At 59.3% G+C, this 21,224-nt stretch carries 15 protein-coding genes and 1 other RNA gene; 2 read left to right on the top strand and 14 right to left on the bottom strand.

Translation table 11 applies throughout. The features are described from left to right. Window positions 1–52 precede the first annotated feature (52 nt). Together carB and carA are read right to left on the bottom strand one after the other, a co-directional pair. Window positions 53–3,295: a carbamoyl-phosphate synthase large subunit gene (gene carB / locus FE795_RS04145; protein WP_003803383.1), complete on the bottom strand. Its 3,243-nt coding sequence runs from the start codon at window positions 3,293–3,295 to the stop codon at window positions 53–55. 8 nt (window positions 3,296–3,303) lie between these two features. Continuing rightward, the gene (gene carA, locus FE795_RS04140) at window positions 3,304–4,467 is read right to left on the bottom strand and encodes a glutamine-hydrolyzing carbamoyl-phosphate synthase small subunit (RefSeq protein ID WP_039943727.1); all 1,164 of its coding nucleotides are present in this window, start codon (window positions 4,465–4,467) and stop codon (window positions 3,304–3,306) included. Window positions 4,468–4,636: 169 nt separating this feature from the next. Between carA and tal the strand changes: the two genes are divergently transcribed. Beyond that, the gene (gene tal / locus FE795_RS04135) at window positions 4,637–5,599 is read left to right on the top strand and encodes a transaldolase (protein WP_059318717.1); all 963 of its coding nucleotides are present in this window, start codon (window positions 4,637–4,639) and stop codon (window positions 5,597–5,599) included. 144 nt (window positions 5,600–5,743) lie between these two features. Here tal and FE795_RS04130 read toward each other — a convergent pair whose 3' ends face one another. From FE795_RS04130 to FE795_RS04090, 9 genes are all read right to left on the bottom strand, one after another. Further along, a complete protein-coding gene (locus FE795_RS04130; protein WP_003803390.1) occupies window positions 5,744–6,538 on the bottom strand; it encodes an ABC transporter permease in 795 nt (264 codons plus the stop codon). 1 nt (window position 6,539) lies between these two features. Beyond that, window positions 6,540–7,346, bottom strand: coding sequence for an ABC transporter ATP-binding protein (locus FE795_RS04125; protein ID WP_059318716.1), 807 nt, complete (start codon window positions 7,344–7,346; stop codon window positions 6,540–6,542). Next, window positions 7,339–8,379, bottom strand: coding sequence for an ABC transporter substrate-binding protein (locus FE795_RS04120; RefSeq protein WP_131071350.1), 1,041 nt, complete (start codon window positions 8,377–8,379; stop codon window positions 7,339–7,341). The genes FE795_RS04125 and FE795_RS04120 overlap by 8 nt, the downstream gene beginning before the upstream one ends. A 103-nt stretch (window positions 8,380–8,482) precedes the next feature. Continuing rightward, entirely contained in the window at window positions 8,483–9,094 is a 612-nt protein-coding gene (gene recR / locus FE795_RS04115; RefSeq protein WP_003803396.1) for a recombination mediator RecR, read from the bottom strand. Further along, window positions 9,094–9,420 carry a YbaB/EbfC family nucleoid-associated protein gene (locus FE795_RS04110; protein WP_003803398.1) on the bottom strand — a complete coding sequence of 109 codons (327 nt, stop codon included), beginning with the start codon at window positions 9,418–9,420 and terminating at the stop codon, window positions 9,094–9,096. The genes recR and FE795_RS04110 overlap by 1 nt, the downstream gene beginning before the upstream one ends. Window positions 9,421–9,461: 41 nt before the next feature. Beyond that, window positions 9,462–11,831, bottom strand: coding sequence for a DNA polymerase III subunit gamma/tau (dnaX, locus tag FE795_RS04105; RefSeq protein WP_131071349.1), 2,370 nt, complete (start codon window positions 11,829–11,831; stop codon window positions 9,462–9,464). A gap of 115 nt (window positions 11,832–11,946) precedes the next feature. Continuing rightward, an RNA gene (ffs, locus tag FE795_RS04100) (signal recognition particle sRNA small type) lies at window positions 11,947–12,044 on the bottom strand. A gap of 16 nt (window positions 12,045–12,060) precedes the next feature. After that, the gene (locus tag FE795_RS04095; RefSeq protein WP_131071348.1) at window positions 12,061–15,486 is read right to left on the bottom strand and encodes a UvrD-helicase domain-containing protein; all 3,426 of its coding nucleotides are present in this window, start codon (window positions 15,484–15,486) and stop codon (window positions 12,061–12,063) included. Continuing rightward, on the bottom strand, window positions 15,486–18,134 hold the full coding sequence (locus tag FE795_RS04090) for a hypothetical protein (protein ID WP_219235739.1): 2,649 nt from the start codon (window positions 18,132–18,134) through the stop codon (window positions 15,486–15,488). The genes FE795_RS04095 and FE795_RS04090 overlap by 1 nt, the downstream gene beginning before the upstream one ends. Window positions 18,135–18,242: 108 nt before the next feature. Here FE795_RS04090 and FE795_RS04085 point away from each other — a divergent pair, with 108 nt between their 5' ends. Next, window positions 18,243–19,055 carry a TOBE domain-containing protein gene (locus tag FE795_RS04085; protein ID WP_039943730.1) on the top strand — a complete coding sequence of 271 codons (813 nt, stop codon included), beginning with the start codon at window positions 18,243–18,245 and terminating at the stop codon, window positions 19,053–19,055. Here FE795_RS04085 and FE795_RS04080 read toward each other — a convergent pair. The 3 genes from FE795_RS04080 to modA are packed head-to-tail and all read right to left on the bottom strand — an operon-like array spanning window position 19,045 to window position 21,191. After that, window positions 19,045–19,746, bottom strand: coding sequence for an ATP-binding cassette domain-containing protein (locus tag FE795_RS04080; RefSeq protein WP_003803409.1), 702 nt, complete (start codon window positions 19,744–19,746; stop codon window positions 19,045–19,047). The two genes, FE795_RS04085 and FE795_RS04080, sit on opposite strands and share 11 nt — an antisense overlap. Then, complete coding sequence (gene modB, locus FE795_RS04075) at window positions 19,743–20,423, bottom strand: molybdate ABC transporter permease subunit (protein WP_003803411.1); 681 nt, start codon at window positions 20,421–20,423, stop codon at window positions 19,743–19,745. The genes FE795_RS04080 and modB overlap by 4 nt, the downstream gene beginning before the upstream one ends. A gap of 18 nt (window positions 20,424–20,441) precedes the next feature. After that, window positions 20,442–21,191, bottom strand: coding sequence for a molybdate ABC transporter substrate-binding protein (gene modA / locus FE795_RS04070; protein ID WP_003803413.1), 750 nt, complete (start codon window positions 21,189–21,191; stop codon window positions 20,442–20,444). Window positions 21,192–21,224: the final 33 nt, after the last annotated feature.

The raw sequence follows: 21,224 nt of genomic DNA, 5'->3' as shown, positions 1-21,224 counted from the left end.
CAAGAACAAAAAAGGCGCACCGCCAGGGTGCGCCTTTCCAGCATGGAGCGACTTAGTGCTTCGCGAGCAGAGCGTGCAGCTCTTGAACCGCGTAAACCTTCAAGCCATCGCCATGACGCAGATACTGCAGGCCTTGCACAGCCGCTACAGCCCCCGCGATGGTGGTGTAGTAAGCCAAGTTGGCAGCCAAGGCATGTGTACGGATTGTACGCGAATCAACAATGGCGTTGCGTCGCTCTTCAACCGTATTGATGACCAGGGAAACTTCCCCGTTCTTGATCATATCCACAATGTGCGGACGACCCTCGGTGACCTTGTTCACCACCTGAACCGCCAGACCAGCCTGTTCGATGGCGCTGGCCGTACCACGGGTCGCCACCACCTTGAAGCCCAGTGAGATCAAGCCGCGAGCCACTTCAACCGCTTGCGGTTTGTCCTGAGCGCGCACACTGATGAACGCCAGACCGCCGTCAGGCAGATTCACGCTGGCTGCCATCTGCGACTTCACAAAGGCCTCGGCAAAGGAGGTACCAACCCCCATGACTTCGCCGGTGGACTTCATTTCAGGTCCCAGAATAGTGTCCACGCCAGGGAACTTCACGAAGGGGAATACCGCTTCTTTCACACTGTAGTAAGGAGGCGTGATTTCTTCGGTAATACCCTGCTCGGCCAGCGTCTGACCGGCCATGGCACGAGCTGCGATCTTGGCCAGTTGCAAGCCGGTAGCCTTGGACACGAACGGCACGGTACGCGAGGCACGCGGGTTCACTTCCAGCACGTAGACGTCGCCGTCCTGAATGGCGAACTGCACGTTCATCAAGCCCTTCACATTCAGAGCCTTGGCCATCAAGGCAGTCTGGCGCTTGATTTCTGCAACGGTTTCATCGCTGAGCGAATATGGGGGCAAGCTGCAAGCAGAGTCGCCGGAGTGGACACCTGCCTGCTCAATGTGTTGCATCACCCCGCCCACAAAGACGCGCTCGCCGTCAGCCAGACAGTCCACGTCCACTTCAGTGGCATTGTTCAGGAAGTGATCCAGCAGCACGGGCGAGTCATTGCTGACCTTGACCGCTTCGCGCATGTAGCGCTCCAGGTCTTGCTGCTCGTGCACGATTTCCATGGCACGGCCACCCAGAACGTAGCTTGGGCGCACCACCAACGGATAACCGATCTCGGCCGCCAGAGCGATCGCTTCGCCTTCAGTGCGGGCGGTACGGTTTGGCGGTTGACGCAGGCCCAGCTTGTTCAAGAGCTTTTGGAAGCGCTCACGGTCTTCGGCCACGTCAATGGATTCAGGGCTGGTGCCGATAATGGGCACGCCGTTGGCCTCCAGCGCACGCGCCAGCTTCAGGGGAGTCTGACCACCGTACTGAACAATGGTGCCGACCGGTTTTTCGATGTGAACGATTTCCAGCACGTCCTCCAGCGTCAGAGGCTCGAAGTACAGACGGTCGGACGTGTCGTAGTCGGTGGAAACGGTTTCGGGGTTGCAGTTGACCATGATGGTTTCGTAACCATCTTCGCGCAAAGCCAGGGCGGCATGCACGCAGCAGTAATCAAACTCAATACCCTGACCAATACGGTTGGGTCCGCCACCCAGAACAATGATCTTCTTCTTGTCCGACGGATTGGACTCGCACTCTTCCTCGTAGGTGGAGTACATATAGGCCGTGTCGGTGGCAAATTCAGCCGCGCAGGTGTCCACACGCTTATAGACAGGACGCACATTCAACTGGTGACGCAACTTGCGCACTTCCGATTCCACCGTATCGAGCAGGAAGGCCAGACGACGGTCGGAGAAACCACGGCGCTTCAGACCGAACAGCGTCTCGCGGTCCAGATCGGCCAGCGTCTTTTGTTCCAGCGCCAGTTCGATGTCCACGATCTCTTTGATCTGGGCCAGGAACCAGGGGTCGATCTTGGTGAGGTTGTGAACCTCGTCCAGGCTCAGACCTTGAGCGAAAGCATCGCCCACATACCAGATACGCTCTGGACCAGGCTCGCCCAATTCGACCTGCAGTTTTTCGCGGTCGGTGGTTTTCTGGTTCAGGCCATCCACACCCACTTCCAGGCCACGCAGGGCTTTCTGGAAGGACTCCTGGAACGTGCGGCCAATGGCCATCACTTCACCCACGGACTTCATTTGAGTGGTCAGACGCGAGTCGGCCTGAGGGAATTTCTCGAAGGCGAAACGTGGCACTTTGGTAACCACGTAGTCGATGGTTGGCTCGAACGACGCAGGGGTAGCACCGCCGGTGATTTCGTTCAGCAACTCGTCCAGGGTGTAACCCACCGCCAGACGCGCAGCTATCTTGGCAATCGGGAAACCGGTTGCCTTGGAAGCCAGCGCCGAAGAGCGGGACACGCGCGGATTCATCTCGATCACGATCATGCGGCCGTTATCGGGGTTCACCGCAAACTGCACGTTCGAGCCACCGGTATCCACACCGATTTCACGCAACACAGCGATCGATGCATTCCGCATGATCTGGTATTCGCGGTCGGTCAGGGTTTGGGCAGGCGCCACCGTGATGGAGTCGCCGGTGTGAACACCCATGGGGTCCAGGTTTTCAATGGAGCACACAATGATGCAGTTGTCGGCGCGGTCACGCACCACTTCCATTTCAAACTCTTTCCAGCCCAGCAGGGATTCTTCAATCAGCAGTTCCTTGGTAGGCGATGCTTCCAGACCACGACGGCAGATCGTTTCAAATTCTTCAGGGTTATAGGCAATGCCCCCGCCGGTGCCGCCCAACGTGAAGCTGGGGCGAATGACCACGGGGAAGCCGGCGGTACCGATTTCCTCGGCAATGCGCTTTTGCACCGCCCAGGCCTCGTCCATGCTGTGAGCCACACCGGACTTGGCGGACTCCAGACCGATGGAGGTCATGGCGTCCTTGAATTTCAGGCGGTCTTCGGCTTTTTCGATTGCAGCGGCATTGGCGCCGATCAGCTCGACACCGAATTTTTCCAACACACCATGTTTGGCCAGGTCCAGGGCGCAGTTCAGCGCAGTCTGACCGCCCATGGTGGGCAAGAGCGCATCGGGACGCTCTTTTTCAATGATCTTCTCTACCGCTTGCCAGGTGATGGGCTCGATGTAGGTGACGTCGGCCGTATCCGGGTCCGTCATGATGGTGGCCGGGTTGCTGTTGACCAGCACGGTCCGGTAACCCTCGGCCTTCAGGGCCTTACACGCCTGGGCGCCCGAGTAGTCGAATTCGCAGGCCTGACCAATGATGATCGGGCCGGCGCCAATGATAAGAATGCTTTTTAAGTCTGAACGCTTTGGCATAGTGCGATTTATTTATTGGCCTGGTGAGCAGCCATCAGGCTGATGAATTTGTCGAACAGCGAGGCAATATCGCGCGGGCCGGGAGTGGCTTCAGGGTGACCCTGGAAGCAAAACGCGGGGCGATCCGTCAACTCGAAACCTTGCAGGCTCTGGTCGAACAAAGAGATGTGCGTGACCTTGGCATTGGCAGGCAGCGTAGTGGCATCCACCGCAAAACCGTGGTTCTGGCTGGTGATGAACACGCGGCCGCTGGCCAGCTCCTGCACAGGATGGTTGGCACCGTGGTGGCCGTTTTTCATCTTCAAGGTCTGGGCACCGACGGCCAGACCCAGGATCTGATGACCCAGGCAAATACCAAACACAGGCAACTTGCGCTCCAGCAAGCCCTTGCACGCTTCGATTGCGTAATCACAAGGCTCTGGGTCGCCCGGGCCGTTGGACAGGAACACGCCATCGGGTTCGTACGCCAATACGTCGGCCAGGGGAGTCTGGGCAGGCACTACCGTCACTTTGCAGCCACGGTCGGCCATCAGGCGCAGGATGTTGGCCTTGACGCCGAAGTCGTACGCCACGACGTGAAAGCGGCTGCCTTCAGGCTTGGAGAAACCCTGGCCCAGTTCCCAGGAACCTTCAGTCCAGTTGTAGGGCTTGTCCGTGGACACAACCTTGGCCAGATCCTGACCTTTCAGGCCAGGGAAAGAACGAGCCAGTTCCAAAGCGCGCTCGGTATCGTCACCGACCAGGATGCAGGCACCCATGGAGCCTTTCTCGCGCAGGATGCGGGTCAGCTTGCGGGTATCGATACCGGAGATGGCCACAACGCCCTGAGCTTTCAGGTAGTCGGGCAAGGACTGGGTGGAGCGGAAGTTGGACAGGCGGGCGGGACAATCGCGAATAACAAGCCCAGCAGCATGGGCTTTGGTGGATTCGGAGTCCTCGGGATTGACACCGGTATTACCGATGTGCGGATAGGTAAGCGTAACAATTTGACCGCTGTAGCTTGGGTCTGTCAGGATTTCCTGATAGCCCGTCATGGCTGTATTGAAAACGATCTCAGCAACACAGTGCCCCTCGGCACCGATTGACACCCCTTTGAATAGGGTTCCATCCGCCAGGGCTAGGACGGCACTAGTGATAGTGCGGGACTCCTCAGGAAATAAAGACGGCAGCACGTTAAAAACCCCGGATTCTGAAATTAATATTAAACCTTCTAATTATACGCTCAAACCAAGTTTTTCCGGTAGTTTATCGGTAATAACGCTGAAACCAGGCACGAAAACATGGAAAATCGACTACAGTAGTTGATTGGTTTGATGGCTTTGCGATGGACTAGTAACAGACATGACTACTCAGCTTGACTCTCTGCGCCAGTGCACAACCGTAGTGGCCGATACCGGCGATTTTGAGGCGATGCGTGCCTATCGCCCCACCGATGCGACCACCAACCCTTCCCTGATTCTGAAGGCGGTCCAGCAGGCGACCTACCGCCCTTTGCTCGAGCGCGTCATCGCCGACCACCCCCACGCCAGTCTGGCTGAAACCAGCGATCTGCTGCTGGTTGCCTTTGGCCGTCAGATTCTGGACATTGTGCCCGGTCGTGTTTCCACCGAAGTCGATGCCCGTCTGTCTTTCGATGCCCTGGCCAGTGTCGAGCGCGCCCGTCACATCATCCAGCTGTACGAAAAAGCCGGTGTGCCGCGCGAACGGGTGCTGATCAAGCTGGCCAGTACCTGGGAAGGCATTCAGGCCGCCCGCGCGCTTCAGGCCGAAGGCATCCACTGCAACCTGACTCTTTTGTTCTGCCTGCCGCAAGCCATTGCCTGCGCCCAGGCCAAAGTCACCCTGATCTCGCCTTTTGTGGGCCGTATCTACGACTGGTTCAAGAAAGCCGCCGGCCCGGACTGGGACGAAAGCGCCAACCAAGGCGAAAACGACCCTGGCGTACGCTCAGTGCGCGGCATCTACGAATACTATAAAACCTACGATATCCCCACGGAAATCATGGGAGCCAGCTTTCGCAACGTCGGCCAGATCAAGGCATTGGCCGGCTGCGACCTGCTGACCATCAGCCCCGAGCTGCTGGGTCAGCTCGCTGCGGCTCAAGGCGAGGTTCCTGCCGTACTGGATGTGGCGCGTGCCAAGGCGGTGGCCCCCGAATGGCGTGCCAGCAACGAAATTGCCTTCCGCACGGAATTGAACCAGGATGCCATGGCCACTGAAAAGCTGGCGGAAGGGATCCGCCAGTTCACTGCCGATGGCATCAAACTCGACAGCCTGATTCAGCAGGCGCGCCAGCGGACCTGACTGCTCAGTCTGACATCCGGACACAGGCGGTCTGATCGACCTGGCCAACTTGCCGGCCTGAATCCTTGATAAAAAAACGGCTCCTGATTCAGGAGCCGTTTTTTGCGGAGCGCCACATCCATCAAGGGACTGGCAACATAACGCTCAGAGCTTTTCTGTGCCACCACCCTGAGGCCGCCAGGCCAGCAGGCGATCCTCAAACACGCTGACCAGCCCATCCAGAATCAGCGCGAAAACGGTCAGCACCACAATACCGGCAAACACCGTATTCACATCCAGTGTGCCCTCTGCCTGCAGGATCAGATAGCCGACCCCACTGGCTGAACCCAGGTACTCACCCACCACAGCCCCCACAAAAGCCAGACCGACCGAGGTGTGCAAGCTGGAAAACACCCAGCTGGTAGCCGAAGGAATATAGACGTGGCGCAGCAACTGACGACGGCTGGCACCCAGCATGCGGGCATTGTCCAGCAGCGTGGAGCTGACTTCACGCACACCCTGGTACACGTTGAAGAACACGATGAAGAACACCAGCGTCACCGCCAGAGCCACTTTGGACCAGATCCCCAGACCGAACCACATGCCGAAAATCGGCGCCAGAATGACGCGCGGCATGGAGTTGGCAGCCGTCAGGTAGGGGTCCAGCAAGGCTGCTGCACGGGGTGACAGACCCAGCCACAAGCCGCATGCCAGGCCGGCAATCGTGCCAATGGCAAAAGCCAGCAGGGTTTCGCTCAAGGTCACGCCCAGGTGCAGGTAAATATCACCGTTGGTGACAAACCAGGCCCAGATCACCTTGACCACTTCCAGTGGCTGACCAAAGAAAAACGCAACTTTGGGGTCCAGCGTCAGAAAATGCCAGGCCAACAAAATAACGATGAGCAGTGAGATTTGCCAAGCGCGCAGGGCCAGCTTGGATCGAGTAAAGGACTTAGACATATCAGGCACGCTTTTGCTGGGCATAACCCTTGAGAACCTCATCGCGCAAGACGGCCCAGATCGCCGCATGCAATTCGACAAAGCGGGGGTCATTGCGCACTTCGGCCACGTCACGCGGACGTGGGAGATCGACATGGAATTCGCCAATGGGATGCGTGCCCGGCCCGGCCGACAACACCACCACACGATCACTCATGGCAATGGCTTCGTCCAGATCGTGAGTGATGAACAGCACCGCTTTACGCTGCGCCATCCAGATCTCCAGCACTTCGTTTTCCATCAGTTGGCGGGTTTGGATGTCGAGCGCCGAAAACGGCTCGTCCATCAAAATGATATCGGGGTCCCGAATCAGGGTCTGGGCCAGCATGACGCGTTTGCGCATACCACCGGACATCTGATGCGGGTAGCGATCACCAAAGCCACCCAGCCCCACTCGCTTGAGCCAGACCTGAGCACGGTCGCGGGCCTCATCTTGCGGAACACCGGCAAATTCCAGTCCGGCCATTACATTGGACTCGGCACTGCGCCAGGGCATCAGCGCTTCGCCCTGAAACATATAGCCCGCACGCTCATTCACCCCTTGCAAAGGTTTACCGAACACGCGCACTTCGCCCGACGAAGGGCTCAGCAAGCCCGCCCCTACGTTTAGGAGCGTGGACTTGCCGCAGCCCGTTGGGCCTACCACCGAGACAAACTCGCCTGGAGCAATGCTCAGGCTGGCGTCACGAACAGCCGTGTATGTACCTTTGCCATCACGGGATGCAAACACACAGCTGATGTTCTCTAAAGAAAGTGCTGCTTCAGACATTGGGGTACTTCTTGTTGGCATTGTCAGCAAATTCGTTGGTGTAGATCTTGCTGATATCGATCTTGGCGGGGTCCAGATTCGGCACGAACGCAGCCAGGGCCTTCAAGGCGGTGGAAGGACCGTCTTCATCGACCAGGCCATCGGGCGAGAGGGATTCCTTATTGGCATCCAGACACTGCTTGTACAGCTCCACATCACCCAACAGATAGGAGGCGGGCACCGTCTTGGCAATGGTTTCGGCATCATTGGCCTGGATCCACTTGTCGGCGCGCACGATGGCATTGGCCAGAGCCTGGGCCGTTTTCGGGTTCTGAGTGATGAAGTCTTCCGACGCGTACAAGCAGGCCGAGGGCATATTGCCGCCAAAAATGGCCTTGGTATCGGCAACGGTACGGGTGTCAGCGATGACACGCACTTCGTTTTCCTTGAGCAAGGTGCCGATGACGGGGTCCAGATTGGCCATGGCATCGATCTGACCCGTACGCATGGCGGTAACGGCACCGGCGCCAGCGCCCACACCGATAAAGGACACATCCGAGGGCTTGAGTCCGTTTTGCTCCAGATAAAAATTGACCATCATATTGGTCGAGGAGCCCGGCGCGGTGACACCGATTTTCTTGCCCTTCAAATCAGCCGGCGACTTATAGTCTGGCATCGTTTTGTTGGATACAGCCAGAACAATGGCGGGAGCGCGCCCCTGCTGCACAAAGGCACGGTAGAACTGGCCTTTGGACTGCAGATTGATGGTGTGTTCAAACGCACCGGACACCACATCTGCACTGCCACCCACTACGGCCTGCAGAGCCTTGGAGCCACCCGCAAAGTCTGCCACTTTGACTTTAAGGCCTTCGTCCTCGAAGTAGCCATTGATCTCGGCAATGGACAAAGGCAGGTAATAAATCAGCGCCTTGCCACCGACGGCAATCGTGATGTTCTTTTTTTCCACTTCCTGTGCACGGGCCAGCGTCGGCAACGACAGGGCCAGCCCCGATGCTCCAACCAGTTTGAGTGCATGACGACGTGTCAGTTTCATGGCAATCCCCTTCTTGTTGTTGGTCATTAACTATTTAGGCTTGATACTTATACTAAAAACAAAAGGGGGATACCCCCCTTGTCCGCTACGCGGTCAAACCTGTTCAAGTGGCACGACGCTCCATCAAGGCCCAGGCAATGGTGCTGGGGTCCACATATTCCAGCTCGCTTCCGGCTGGCACACCGCGGGCCAGACGAGTCACTTTCAAACCTTGGCTGGTCAGCATCTCCGCCAGATGGTGGGCAGTGGTTTCGCCCTCTGCGGTGAAATTGGTCGCTAGTATCACTTCCTGCACCTGGCCATCACCGGCTCGCTCTAGCAAGCGGTCAAATTGCAAGGCGTCCGGGCCTATGCCTTCCAGCGGCGTCAAGCGCCCCATCAGGACATAGTAAAGGCCTCGATAGCCATGCGTAGCCTCGATCATGTTTTGATCGGCAGGGGTCTCCACCACACACAACAACGCCGGATCACGGCGGGGATTGGCACAGGTCTCACAAATGGGCTGGACGGTGAAACCATTGCAGCGCTGGCAGTGCTGCAGTGCTGTCGTGGCATGTTCAAGCGCACGGCTCAATTGGTCGGCACCTACCAGATCGTGTTGCAACAAATGGTAGGCCATGCGGCGAGCGCTACGCTCGCCCACACCGGGTAGCCGACGCAGAGCCTGGATCAGAGCCCGAAGAGGTTCGGGCTCTGCGATCTGCGGTTCGTTCATCAGAACGGAAACTTCATACCGGGAGGCAGTGGCAGGCCAGCGGTCACGCCCGCCATTTTTTCCTGCGAGGTGGCCTCGGCTTTGCGCTGTGCATCGTTAAAGGCAGCAGCAATCAAATCCTCCAGCATCTCTTTATCGTCTTCCAGCAGGCTGGGATCAATGGAGACACGGCGCACATCATGGCGGCAGTTCATGGTGACCTTGACCAGACCACCCCCGGAAACGCCCTCGACCTCGATATCGGCCAAGGCTTCCTGGGCCTTTTTCATGTTTTCCTGCATTTGCTGCGCCTGGCGCATCAAGCCGGCAATCTGACCTTTCATCATGGTTTGGTTTTCCTGATTGATAGAAATTGACAAGGGGCCTTTCAGGCGGCCCGAACCAAAGGAGTGGCCTTGATCGATCCGGCTTTGACACTGGCATCAAAGTCCTGGATCAGGCTCAAGACAAAGGGGTCCCGGGCAACCTGCTCTTCGGCCTGTCGCTGGCGCTCGGCCAGCTTGGCCTGCTCAACGGCATGCGCGGTCGCATCGCCCGTATCCCCGTATTCGATCACCAACTGAATGGACTGGGAAAAGTATTCCGACAATACTGTGCGCAAACGCGCCTTGCCCTGGCTGCCTTCAGTGGCCTTGATTTTGGCACGCAAGTGGATTTCCTGCCCTTTCACCCCCAGCCATTCGCTTTGACGGGCAAGCTCGGCAGCCCAGCCACTCAAGGGCAAGCTGGTTGCCACGTCGGGCCAGGTTTCCGGTTTCATGCCGCCCAAACGGACCGCGCGCGGGCTGTCCGAGCCACTGTGCGGCACCGGCAGGCCCAGCTCGGTATCCGGCATGAAGCGATCAGACATGGACACCGAAGGCACATCGCCCTCTTCTTCGGCAAGAGCCGCGTCCATATCCAACGGCTGATAATTCTCGAATTCTTCGTCCATGCCCTCGGACAACCAGGCGGGCTCTTGCAGACCGTCCTGCAGGGAGGACGCCGGCGCGGGGGGCTGTGCCACAGCTTGCACATGGGCGGCCGCCTGCGATGACATCAAAGCTTGAGCGCCGCTCTTGCCGGGGACCTTGGAGGGCCCGGCGTCGGACTCTGTTTGAACTGATATACCCGGTTCAGGGGCGGTGGAAGCTGACACGGCGGAGGCGGACTCCTCTGCACTACCACCTACCGCGACGCTCGCAACGGATGACGGCTGATTGGTCACCCCTTGTTCGTCAGCACCAGCATCCTGCGCGGCGGACAGTCCCGAATCCTGAGAGGCCATTGCTGCTGCAGACCCGGGCATCTCCTCCCAAGCCGGTACGAAATCGTCGTCTGCAGAAACCGATTCTGCGACGGGAGCAGACTGAGCCGCGTGAGCACTGACGGGATCAGCAGCAGGAGTTCCGGCAGAAGCCGACACCTGTGGTTGATGAGACCGCGCCTGGGAATCGGCGGACGTATGGGTCGTTCGTGCCGTTTGCGTTTCTGTCTGAAGGCCTTGCGTGGCTTGCTGTACCGACGCAGCAGAAACGGCCACCGCGCCAGAGACAGCCGAAGCTGTCTCCATCCCTGAAGCGGACGGCCCCGTTTCAGAAACAGAAGTAGCCTGGCTCGCAACAGCCCCCTCACCGGACGGCCCTGCCGGGGGAGGCACATGCGCCGACACAGGCTCGGGCAACAGGGCCAGCATGCGCAGACACGCCATCACAAAACCGGCGTACTCATCCGGAGCGAGGGACAATTCCTGACGGCTGTGCACGGCGACCGAATAAAACAGCTGCACATGATCGGGCGAGAGCATGGGCGCCAATTGCCGCACGGCTTCTGCCAAGGGGTCATCATCAGAAATGGTACCGGGGATGCGCTGCTCGATGGCGATACGGGACAACAAGGTAGCCAGATCAGCCAGAGCCCCGGCATACGACAAACCACGCAATGCCAGATCATCGGCCACAGCCAGGATGGCCTGCGCATCGTAAGCAATCAGCGCTTGCAACAATTGCGCCAGATGGCGTTGATCAATCGTGCCCAACATGGCTTGTACAGCCTGAGCGCTAAGGTCGCCCGCACTGTAGGCAATGGCCTGATCACTGAGCGACAAGGCATCGCGCATGGACCCATCGGCAGCCTGAGCCAGCAAACGCAAGGCAGGCAGCTCGAACTGCATGCCCTCTTGAGTCAGAATGTCCTGCAAATGCCCCACAATCGCAGGCACGGTCATCTGCTTCAGATTAAATTGCAAACAGCGCGACAAGACCGTGACCGGAATTTTTTGTGGGTCCGTCGTGGCCAGAATGAACTTGACGTGCGCAGGTGGTTCTTCCAGCGTCTTGAGCATGGCGTTAAAGGCGTGCCCGGTCAGCATGTGAACTTCGTCAATCATGTAGACCTTGTAACGACCCGAGCTGGGGGCGTAGACCGCCTGCTCCAGCAACTGGGTCATCTCTTCCACGCCCCGGTTGGACGCCGCATCCAGCTCCACGTAATCAATAAAGCGGCCAGCATCAATCTCGGTACAAGCGCGGCACACGCCGCAAGGCTTGGAGGTAATGCCGGTTTCGCAATTGAGCGACTTGGCCAGAATGCGCGACAAGGTGGTCTTGCCCACACCGCGTGTGCCCGTAAACAGCCAGGCGTGGTGCAGGCGCTGGGTATCCAGGGCATGGGTCAAGGCGCGCACCACGTGGTCCTGACCCACCAGGGTGTCAAAGGAACGAGGGCGCCACTTGCGGGCCAGAACGAGATAGGTCATGCGAATTCCGGACGGCGTGAACCATCAATACAAATAAGCGAAAGGAAAAGTGTACCGGATTCGGTGCTGAAGGGAAGCAGATAGACCGGGCGCGTGTAACCCGACAAGCAAATGAAGTGGCGAGCCTGACTCCGGCACTGATTCTGCACGGCTGTGGCTGCTTCGTTCCCGACCTGACCAGATTCACCGCCGAACCATGCGGAGGGGCCCGCCGACAAGTAGTGTAGCATTAATATGGCAGCCACAGATCAGCCCGCGGGAAATAAAGCGCAGCCTGCGCGGGACGCCCGTCCAGGGCCTGCACCTGTTCGCAATAACGCTGCAATTGTGGTGCATAGCGATCCAGCATCCGGGCCTTGAAATCGTCCAGGCTTTCATGCTCGGCAGGTCGCCCGGTCTTGTAATCCACCACCAGCCAGTGATCCTCCTGCGAGATGGCCAAGTCGATAATCGACACCCGGCCACTGACGTCCAGCAAGGACCATTCCCGGTAAGCCCGGCTGACACCCAGCAACCAGCGGCCACGCTCGGTTTGTACCGTTGCGATAATCGCTTCAAACAGAGATTGGGCAGCCTCATCCAGATAGGTCGAAGGCACCCCGGCCCGCAACAACTGCCGACGCATCACTGTGCGGCTTTGCTGCAAACGTTCTACCGGCCACGGGTCCAGACCTTCACGGCCCAGCTTTTCCAGCCAGTCGTGGGCAACCGTACCAATGGCTTTTTCATGAGTCGTATCCAGAGACCACTGCCAGCTTTGATATGACGAACTGGCAGTCTGCAACTGCTCGGGCGGCGCGGCGGGCAGGCTCACCACACGCTGCAAGAGTGCAGCAGGGCCTTGCCCGGGCTCCTCGTGCTGGCTGCCCTGCTCGGCTTGCCACACAGGAGCCTGCGGCTGCTGCAGCACAGGCCAGAGGCGACTGAGCAAAGAGCGGCCATCCGGTTCACGCAGCCCCTTGTCCTGGGTAATGCTCAGCTCACCAAATAAATGCAGCTCTTGACGGGCGCGTGTCAGCGCCACATACAGGAGGCGATGACTTTCCTGCTCGGCCCGTATACGCTCTCGCGCGGCCAGAAATTGAGACACGGGATCGCGCTGCTCGCTGCCCTTGTGGCTGATAGGCCCCAAGATCAGACGGTCGGCACTGTGTTCGAGGCGAATCAAGGGTTCGGAATCGTTGGCCGACTGCTTGTGCAGCCCAAACAAGATCACTGTTTCAAACTCCAGACCCTTGGATTTGTGAATCGTCATCACCTCCACTGCCTTACCCGTGCCTTGTGGGGTGGCGTACAACGACTCGACACGGGCCTGAAACTGCTGCTGATCGGGCGGGCCATAAGGGCACAGCTCTTCCAGCAAACGCAACACTTGCTCAGCGTCGGCCTGATCGGCCAGACTTGGATAGACTTGCGGCCCGCCCAGACGCGTCCAGCATTCCTGCACCCAAGCCGCAAAGGGCATCAAGCCACTGCGATTGCCCCTGTCCAGCAAGATCTGGCAGGCAAATAAAAGACGCGCACGCTCGTCCGCGTCCCAGTCCTGAAAACGTGAAGGATGAGAAAAACGCTCCGGGCGGGCAGTAACAGCGTTACCGCCGTCAGATGGGAGCTCCTGTCGACCCGTTTGCGCCTGGGCCTGCTGGAGCTCACCGTGCATGACGGGGCTGGCACTGAGGCCAGAACTCAGCTCTGCCAAGGTCTGCGTGGGATACAGCGCACACAGGCGATGCAAACTCTCCAGACGCAAGCCGATCAGCGGCGAGCGCAAGACGGATAGCCAGGCCAGGCGATCGGCCGGATGTGCCAAGGCACGCACCAATTGCACCAGGTCCGCCACCACGGGGCGCTGTTGCAAAGGCTCCAGCTCCACGGCACGACAGGGAATGCCCTGCTCCCCCAGCTTGCGCACCAGGCCGTGCAAATGTGAGCGTGCCCGCACCAAAATGGCCACCGGATGCTCGCTATCCTGGTAGCGTTCCAGGGCCTGCGCGGCACACTGAACGGCCTCTTGTACCGCACGCTCTTGAGCCGCCTGCTGAGACGGCATGGCATCCTCACCCCGCGCAACGCGAAAGTGCCAGCAGGGGTGAAAATGCACAGCCCACTCGGGTATATCAGGTTTGAAAGCCGTCGAGTGTTCGTAAGTGACCATCCCCAAATCCGGGTCGGGGCGAGCCGGAAACAGTTGCGCCCCCACCTGGTTCACCCATTCCACCAAGCGCGGATGCGAACGGAAGTTGTTGCTCAGATTCAGTGGTTCCAGCTCAACCTCGCCCAGTCGTCGAGCTTGCCAGACTTGCAGGAACAAACCGACTTCCGCTTTGCGGAAACGGTAAATGGACTGCATGGGATCGCCCACCAGAAACAGGCTGCGTCCGTCGCCCGGCTCCCAGCCACTGGTCAGACGCTCCAGCAACTGTACCTGGGACTGGCTGGTGTCCTGAAACTCGTCCACCAGCAAATGACGTATGGATCGGTCCATCCGCAACAGCAGCTCGCCCGGCTCGTCGGCGTCGCCCAGGGCTTGCAAGGCACGTTGCGCAATTTCGGTGAAATCGACCTCAGCTTTTTCCGCAAAACGCAGTTTCAACTGCGCCGCAGCCAACCACAGGACCTGTATCAGATTGGCAAGAACCTCTTGCTGTTGAGCAGAATACTGTTCGGGCAAAAGCCGCGCACTGGCCAAACGGGCTATCCAGGGTTCGGTGCCCAGACAATTGCCCAACCATTCCGTCAGGATTTCTTTTTGTGCGGTTTTGGGTGGGAAGCCGTTGCGCACTGTCAGGCTTTTGCGCAAGCTCCCCGTCTCGGTCAGCAACAAGGCAGCCAATCCCCGCCAGCGCGGCACGTCCTCCATGACCGGGGCCAGCGGATCGCCTTGCCAATCGGCCAGGGCCAACACATCGCCCGCCTCCAGATTCGAGGCTGCAAAGCAGGCCACAGGTGCCAGTGTCTGCGCCCAGCCCGGCGGCAAAGCGTCGCTTAACTGCTGCAACTGCTGCTCCACCACTTCGCGCAAGCTGTCCTGCAAAAAGGCCACATCGCCACCCTGCCCTACGGCCGGCAGCCACTGATCCCGGCTGGCCAACATGCTCGCCAACAAGGCTTGCGCCTGCAGCAGATTCACATCCATATGTTCCAGGAAACGGGCCACGCTGGGCACGCTCTCAGCCATTTCAAGCGTGGCCCAGGCGGCTGCTTCGTAATGCTCTTGGGCCTTGTCCGTGATGGCCGGCACGCCGCCCAGCCCCGTAATCCAGGGCATGGCGCGCACCAGATGAGCACACAGTGAGTCGATGGTGCGAATGCTTAAACGCGCCGGATACGCGAGCAAATCCCATTGCTGCTCCTGATTGCGCTGCATGGCGGCACGCGCCAGTTCCCAACTGCGTACCCGGTAGGGCTCGGACGGTCGTTCCTGATGGGCTGCGGCCAGCTTCTCCAGCACGCGCGCATGCATTTCAGCAGCGGCTTTGCGGGTAAAGGTAATCGCCACGATTTCTTCTGGCCGCTGCACACGCGCCAGCAAAGCCAGAATCCGGTCGGTCAGCAACTCCGTCTTGCCCGAACCGGCCGGGGCCTGCACCAGAAAAGAGGAGTCGGGGTCCAGGGCCCGGGCTCGGGCGGCACTATCGCTAGGGACTGTCAGCATCACACCTCGCCTCCATTATCCTGGAGGTCTTCCTGAAACAAGCGTAAAAAAGGCAGAACATCGCAATACAGCAAATCGTTGCGGTTCCAGATTCGATTGGCAGCCTGCCCTTGCAGGAACTCATCAGCCAGTCCTTCGACCGCCTGCTTCCACTGTGCAATCTGCGCCGTCCATTGCTGCGCGCTTTCCAGTTCGGTCAGGCCGTCAATATCCATGCCGGGCGCAGCCAAGCCGCTCAAGCCTACCTGACGAGCGTGCAGACGCACAAAAGCCAGCCCACTGACCGTGCGCCCCTCGTCTTGCAGAGCCGCGGCATAAAACGGCAATTGCAGATTCACTGGTCTGGGCCGCAGCCAGTCCTTGTCCGGCCTCAGCTCGCCTATGCCGGTTTTGTAATCCAGCAGCAACTGCTCACCCCCGACCAGATCATCCAGACGGTCCAGACGCAGGTTCAGGCTCAGCAGACCCCGACTCCACCGCAACTCGTGCTCCGTCGCGCCCAACGCAAATGGGGGGCGCTGAGCTTCCTGATGCGCGTACTCGCACAAGACTGCACGGCCGCGCTCCATCTCCAGACTGCGCAGTACCGGACCGTAATCTGCCAGTTCTTCCTGGGCGGCCTGATCGATGCACGATTGCACCACGTCCTGCAGTGACCCCCCGCCCATCAGTTCATGCAAACAGTCCTGATCTTTCACGCGCAGCCAAAACAATTCAACGGCACGGTGCAGAAACATGCCGCGTGTATTCATATCGCCCACACGGGCGTAATCCGGCAGTGCCTGTCCATGCAGACGGAACTTCACAAACGCCCATAAGGGATTGCGGGCCTGCGTATCCAACACACTGATCCCGCCCCGTATGCGTTCTTCCTGTTGCAGGCCTGGCCCCTGTTCGTCGAGCAGCGCTTCTTGAGCGGCTGCGGACCCTGCCTGCACCGCCCAGGGCATGTCCAGCACGGGCCACTGCATAATCAAGGGGCTGGGCCGCAGCGCCTGCTCACCTTGATGCAAAGGGGCACTTAACAACACCTGTTTTCCGCAGCGCAGCAATGCACTCAATATCCAGCGAGCCCACTCCAGCTCACGCTCGGGCGTACTGCGGGGGGCTTGTACACGACGCAGAACCTGAGCCGGAATCAAGGGATTCGGTTTGACGGCGGCAGGCAAAATATCGTCGGTCAGGCCCAGCACCCACACAGCGTCCCAACGCCCGCCCTCTGCTTCCAGAAAACCCAGTACGTCCAGTCGGGAGCGCGGGTCGCGCTGCGGCTGAAACAAATTTTCCCGGGCCATACGGGCCAGCGTGCTTTGCGCCTTCAGAGGACTGACACACCCCAGGACAGGTGCCTGTTGCGCCAGTTGCAGCAGCAAGGCCTCCAGAGCCTCCAAGGTCTGGAACTGAGCACTATCCAGCATCGAGGTTCCTGGAAAGCCCAGGGCTTCCAAACACTGACGCATGATTGAGGCCCAGGTATCCACTCCTTGAGCGCCGCTGGACACCGCTGCAAAGCGATCCATGGCCCGGTTCCAGGCCAGGGCCAGCTCGGGCGTATGAAAGCTGAGCATGTCAGCGAACTCTGTGCGACTGACCTGGGTGACGCGATTGTCACGCCACGCCTTGTCAATACGGGCGCGGCCACCCGCTTCGGACTGTTCCGCCTGACAGGCGCCCAGACGCAACGCCTGTCCGAGCAGCGCCGGTTCCGCCTGTCCCCGGGTCGCCAGGGTAAACAAGGCTTGCAGCCAGGCCAGGGCCGCGGCCACCACCGGCCAATCGGCCAGGGAGCGGGCCGCGGCCACGTTATAGGGCAAGGCCCCCTGATCCGTGTGCATGGCCTGCCGCAAGAGCCTGTGCACCAGTGGCAATTGTGTTTCCAGCTGCGCTGCCACAATCGCCACGGTGCGACTGGGGTCCTCGTCCAATTGGCGCCGCGCCCACTGGACCGCCAGACGCCATTCGGTATCCGCATCCTGCGCCTGCACCCGATGGACCTCCGTGGCCACAGGCTCTTCATGCTCCAGGCGCAAAATCTCGACCCCCAATTGCTGCAAACCGCTCAACAGACTTTGCAGACGCGGCGAGTACTCGTGAAAACCGTGCAGCACCATATGGCGATGACGAATATGCAAGGCGCCGGCCTGCACGGCGGCCAAGACGCGTTGCGCAGCCAGATTGGCGTCATCCAGATCCGCCTGCGCCAGGCTTTGCCGATAGTGAGCGCGCCACTGCATGAAGCGTTCGAAGTCCACACTGGCTTCGCCGGGCTTGAGCTCGATATTCCATTCATCCAGCAAGGTGTCGGCCTCGCACGCCAGCCGCGCTGCCTGGCCCACATCCAGAAAATAGCCCTCTTCCTCGCACTGCTCGATGCTGTGCTCCCATCGCTGCAAGGCAGCGAAGCGATCCATCTGGTGCGCCGCAGGCTGCCACTGTTCGGAAAAACACAGCTGATCACTGGCCTGTGCCAGCCAGGCGCCCAGGGGCACAATTTCCGGTACCGCCACTGTTCCCCCGGCACCGGCCAGACGAGCCGACAGGTGCCCGAGCAGGCGACGCGCATAACGCTTGTTCACCGTCAAAACAATCGTCTGTGCACTGTTAAGCGTCTGCAAATGAGCCAGGGAAACGGCAGGGGTGTCGTACATAGAAAAAACCAGTTAAGGTTGCAAGAAAACAGAACAGCAAGCAGCGCTGACCGGGCCATTGTACCGACGCTCTATCACTTGTTGGTTCCCGCACTTACACTTAGCACCATGTCTAGCTCAAACACCCCCAACACTGAATTAACCGGCAGCTTGTCGCTGCGTACTGGCGACCATACCTGGGGCAGCGCACGCCGCATGGCTTTGCTGGCTGCCATTGCTGAGCAAGGCTCGATCTCTGCCGCGGCTCGCCATATTGGCATCAGCTACAAGGCGGCCTGGGACGCCATCGACATCATGAACAATATGGCGGGCGAACCCCTGGTGCTGCGCAGCACCGGAGGCCATCGCGGCGGCGGTGCCACCCTGACCCCAAAAGCCGAAGAACTGCTGGAGCTCTATCAGACCTATGACCGGCTGCACCAGCGCTTCATGAACCGTATTGGCCGTTTGATGCCTACCGTAGCCACTCAGATGGAGTTACTCCAAACCATGATTATGCAAACCTCGGCTCGCAACCAGCTTCCCGGCATCGTCACCACGATCAAGGCCGGTGCCGTCAACGATGAAATTCATGTGGACATTGGCCAGGGCCAAACGGTTGTGGCCTCCATCACCCATGAAAGCACTGAGAACCTGGGCTTGCGCGAAGGACAGAAAGTGCTGGCCTTTCTGAAATCGTCTTCGATCATGATTGGGACCAGTGACACACGCAGCACGCTCTCCGCACGCAATCAGTTGCCTGGCACGATTACGGATGTCATTAACGGTGCGGTCAATGCCGAAGTCCGCCTGGAGCTGCCACAGGGCCTGACAGTCACTGCCAGCATCACGCTGGACAGCACCGAGCATCTACAACTGAAAGCAGGCCAGGCAGCCTATGCCCTGTTCAAAGCGTCCAGTGTGATGATTGCTACGCTGTAAGCGCGCTCAAGTCCGCGCTGGCACAGCACTCCAGGACGCGCCCATCCCGAATGCGATAGACCTCCTCGACCAGCACCCGGGCATCCTCGGGGTCATGGGTAATCAGGATGGTAGGAATATCAATCTGCTTTTGCAACTGGGCCAGCTCGGCGCGCAAACGGCTGCGCAAGTCCTGATCCAGCGCAGCCAAAGGCTCATCCAGCAACAGTAACCGCGGTTCAAGCGCCAGGGCCCGTGCCAAGGCACAGCGTTGCTTTTGCCCGCCTGATAACTGGGCCGGGTAGCTGCCAAGCACCGACTCCAGCTCAAACGCTTCGACCCATCGCTGGGCGGCGGCGGGCAGGGTCCGTACAGAGCGATTGAACAAACCCTTGTTCAGGCCAAAGCAGATATTTTGTGCAGCAGTCAGGTGCGGAAACAGACCATAATCCTGAAACAGATAAGCGACCCGGCGCTCGCGCGGCTTCAGATTGATGCCTGCCTCGGAATCGAAATAAAGCTGCCCGTCAATCTGGATGCGGCCACGCTCAGGGCGCAACAAACCGGCCACACTTTGCACCGTCAAAGACTTGCCCGAACCCGAAGGCCCATAAAGGGCGATATGACGGGCTTCGGTCTGAATCTGTATATTCAGCTCGAAGCGGCGCGCCTCGCTGAACACGCTGCGTTGAATCTGTACCGTCAGGCTCATTGCATCCCTCTTTTACGACGCACATGACGTGGTGACAGCGCACTGGTACTCCACAAGACCAGTACGCACGTCACTGAAATAATCGCCACCAGCACCAGGGCCTGCTGATCCTCGCCCGCCTGGACGGCCTCGTAAATGGCAATCGACATGGTCTGGGTACGACCCGGTATGCTGCCGGCAATCATCAAGGTCGCCCCAAACTCGCCCAGGGCACGGGCAAAGGCCAGCAAGACGCCGGCCATAATGCCACGCGCCGCCAGAGGCAGGCTGACACGAAAGAAGATCGCCAAGGGTTTGAGGCCCAGCACACTGGCAGCATTTTCCAAACGCGGGTCCACATCCTCAAACGCGGCGCGGGCCGCTTTCAGTATCATCGGGAAAGCGACCACCGTCGCAGCTATTACCGCCCCCTGCCAGGTAAAAACCAGTTCAATCCCCATGCTGGAGAGCCACTGACCCACACTGCTGCGCCGGCCCAGCAGAACCAGCAAGTAATAGCCGATCACCGTAGGGGGTAAAACCATGGGCAAGGTCAGGACGGAGTCGAGCAGATCGCACCAGCGCGACTGCCAGCGCGACAGGGCATAGGCCAGCCCTATACCCAGCACACAGGCCAGCAGGGTCGCCCAACCGGCGACCTTGAGCGATAGGCTCAAGGGAATCCAAAGTGAAGTCATCCTGCAATCAATATCCTGTCAAGGTTGGGCAAAACCGTATTTTGCCAGCACTGCCTGGCCAGACTCGGACATGACGAAATCCTGGAAGGCCTGCGCCTTGTCGTGACGACCATCACGCTGGACCAGCGCGATGGGGTAAGTGACCGGCTCGGTCGTCTTGAGTACTTCCAGCACCTGAACCTTGTCGCTCATGATGGCAGCATCCGTTGCGAAAACAAACCCGGCTTCCACCTCCCCCCGAGCCACATAATCGAGCACCTGGCGCACATTCTGCCCCAGAATCTCGCGTTGCTTCACGGCTTCCCACTGCCCGGCTTTTTCCAAAGCCGCCTGGGTGTAGCGGCCAACGGGGACGACAGCAGGGTTGCCCAAAGCCACGCGCTTGACTTCGGGCTTGCCCAGATCGCCGGCATTGGTCACTTTGGCAGGATTGTCAGCAGGCACAATCAGCACAACCTGATTTTGTACAAAATTCTTGCGTGTAGCAGGGTCAAGCACCTTGGCCTGCTCGGCCTTGTTCATGGCCTTCTGATCTGCCGAGGCGAACACATCCACGGGGGCACCGTTGATGATCTGCTGCAGCAACACGTCCGAGGCGGCAAAGCTGGTCAGCACTTTGGTGCCCGGGTTTTCAGCCTCAAACTGGCCTGCCAGTTCCTTGAAGGCATTGGTCAGGCTGGCAGCAGCGGCCACCACCAACTCATCGGCTTGGGCTGTGCCTTGCAGAAACAGGGATAAGGCGGCTACCGATACGACACGTTTGAACATGATTTTCTCCTCCGGAACGGGTGTAGGGCATGA

It is taken from the genome of Alcaligenes ammonioxydans, from assembly GCF_019343455.1.
Lineage (GTDB): Bacteria > Pseudomonadota > Gammaproteobacteria > Burkholderiales > Burkholderiaceae_B > Alcaligenes > Alcaligenes ammonioxydans.
The sequence above is the reverse complement of the archived record's forward strand: the minus strand, read 5'-3'. Positions and strand labels throughout refer to the sequence as shown.

Bases quoted from the DNA above. Each gene is read 5' to 3' on its own strand.
- dnaX (WP_131071349.1), bottom strand. From the start codon at position 11,831: ATGACCTATCTCGTTCTGGCCCGCAAGTGGCGCCCTCGTTCCTTTGAC.
- FE795_RS04130 (WP_003803390.1), bottom strand. From the start codon at position 6,538: ATGTCTAAGTCCTTTACTCGATCCAAGCTGGCCCTGCGCGCTTGGCAA.
- FE795_RS04085 (WP_039943730.1), top strand. From the start codon at position 18,243: ATGTCTAGCTCAAACACCCCCAACACTGAATTAACCGGCAGCTTGTCG.
- modB (WP_003803411.1), bottom strand. From the start codon at position 20,423: ATGACTTCACTTTGGATTCCCTTGAGCCTATCGCTCAAGGTCGCCGGT.
- carB (WP_003803383.1), bottom strand. From the start codon at position 3,295: ATGCCAAAGCGTTCAGACTTAAAAAGCATTCTTATCATTGGCGCCGGC.
- FE795_RS04095 (WP_131071348.1), bottom strand. From the start codon at position 15,486: ATGCTGACAGTCCCTAGCGATAGTGCCGCCCGAGCCCGGGCCCTGGAC.
- FE795_RS04110 (WP_003803398.1), bottom strand. From the start codon at position 9,420: ATGATGAAAGGTCAGATTGCCGGCTTGATGCGCCAGGCGCAGCAAATG.
- FE795_RS04090 (WP_219235739.1), bottom strand. From the start codon at position 18,134: ATGTACGACACCCCTGCCGTTTCCCTGGCTCATTTGCAGACGCTTAAC.
- modA (WP_003803413.1), bottom strand. From the start codon at position 21,191: ATGTTCAAACGTGTCGTATCGGTAGCCGCCTTATCCCTGTTTCTGCAA.
- tal (WP_059318717.1), top strand. From the start codon at position 4,637: ATGACTACTCAGCTTGACTCTCTGCGCCAGTGCACAACCGTAGTGGCC.
- FE795_RS04080 (WP_003803409.1), bottom strand. From the start codon at position 19,746: ATGAGCCTGACGGTACAGATTCAACGCAGCGTGTTCAGCGAGGCGCGC.
- FE795_RS04120 (WP_131071350.1), bottom strand. From the start codon at position 8,379: ATGAAACTGACACGTCGTCATGCACTCAAACTGGTTGGAGCATCGGGG.
- recR (WP_003803396.1), bottom strand. From the start codon at position 9,094: ATGAACGAACCGCAGATCGCAGAGCCCGAACCTCTTCGGGCTCTGATC.
- FE795_RS04125 (WP_059318716.1), bottom strand. From the start codon at position 7,346: ATGTCTGAAGCAGCACTTTCTTTAGAGAACATCAGCTGTGTGTTTGCA.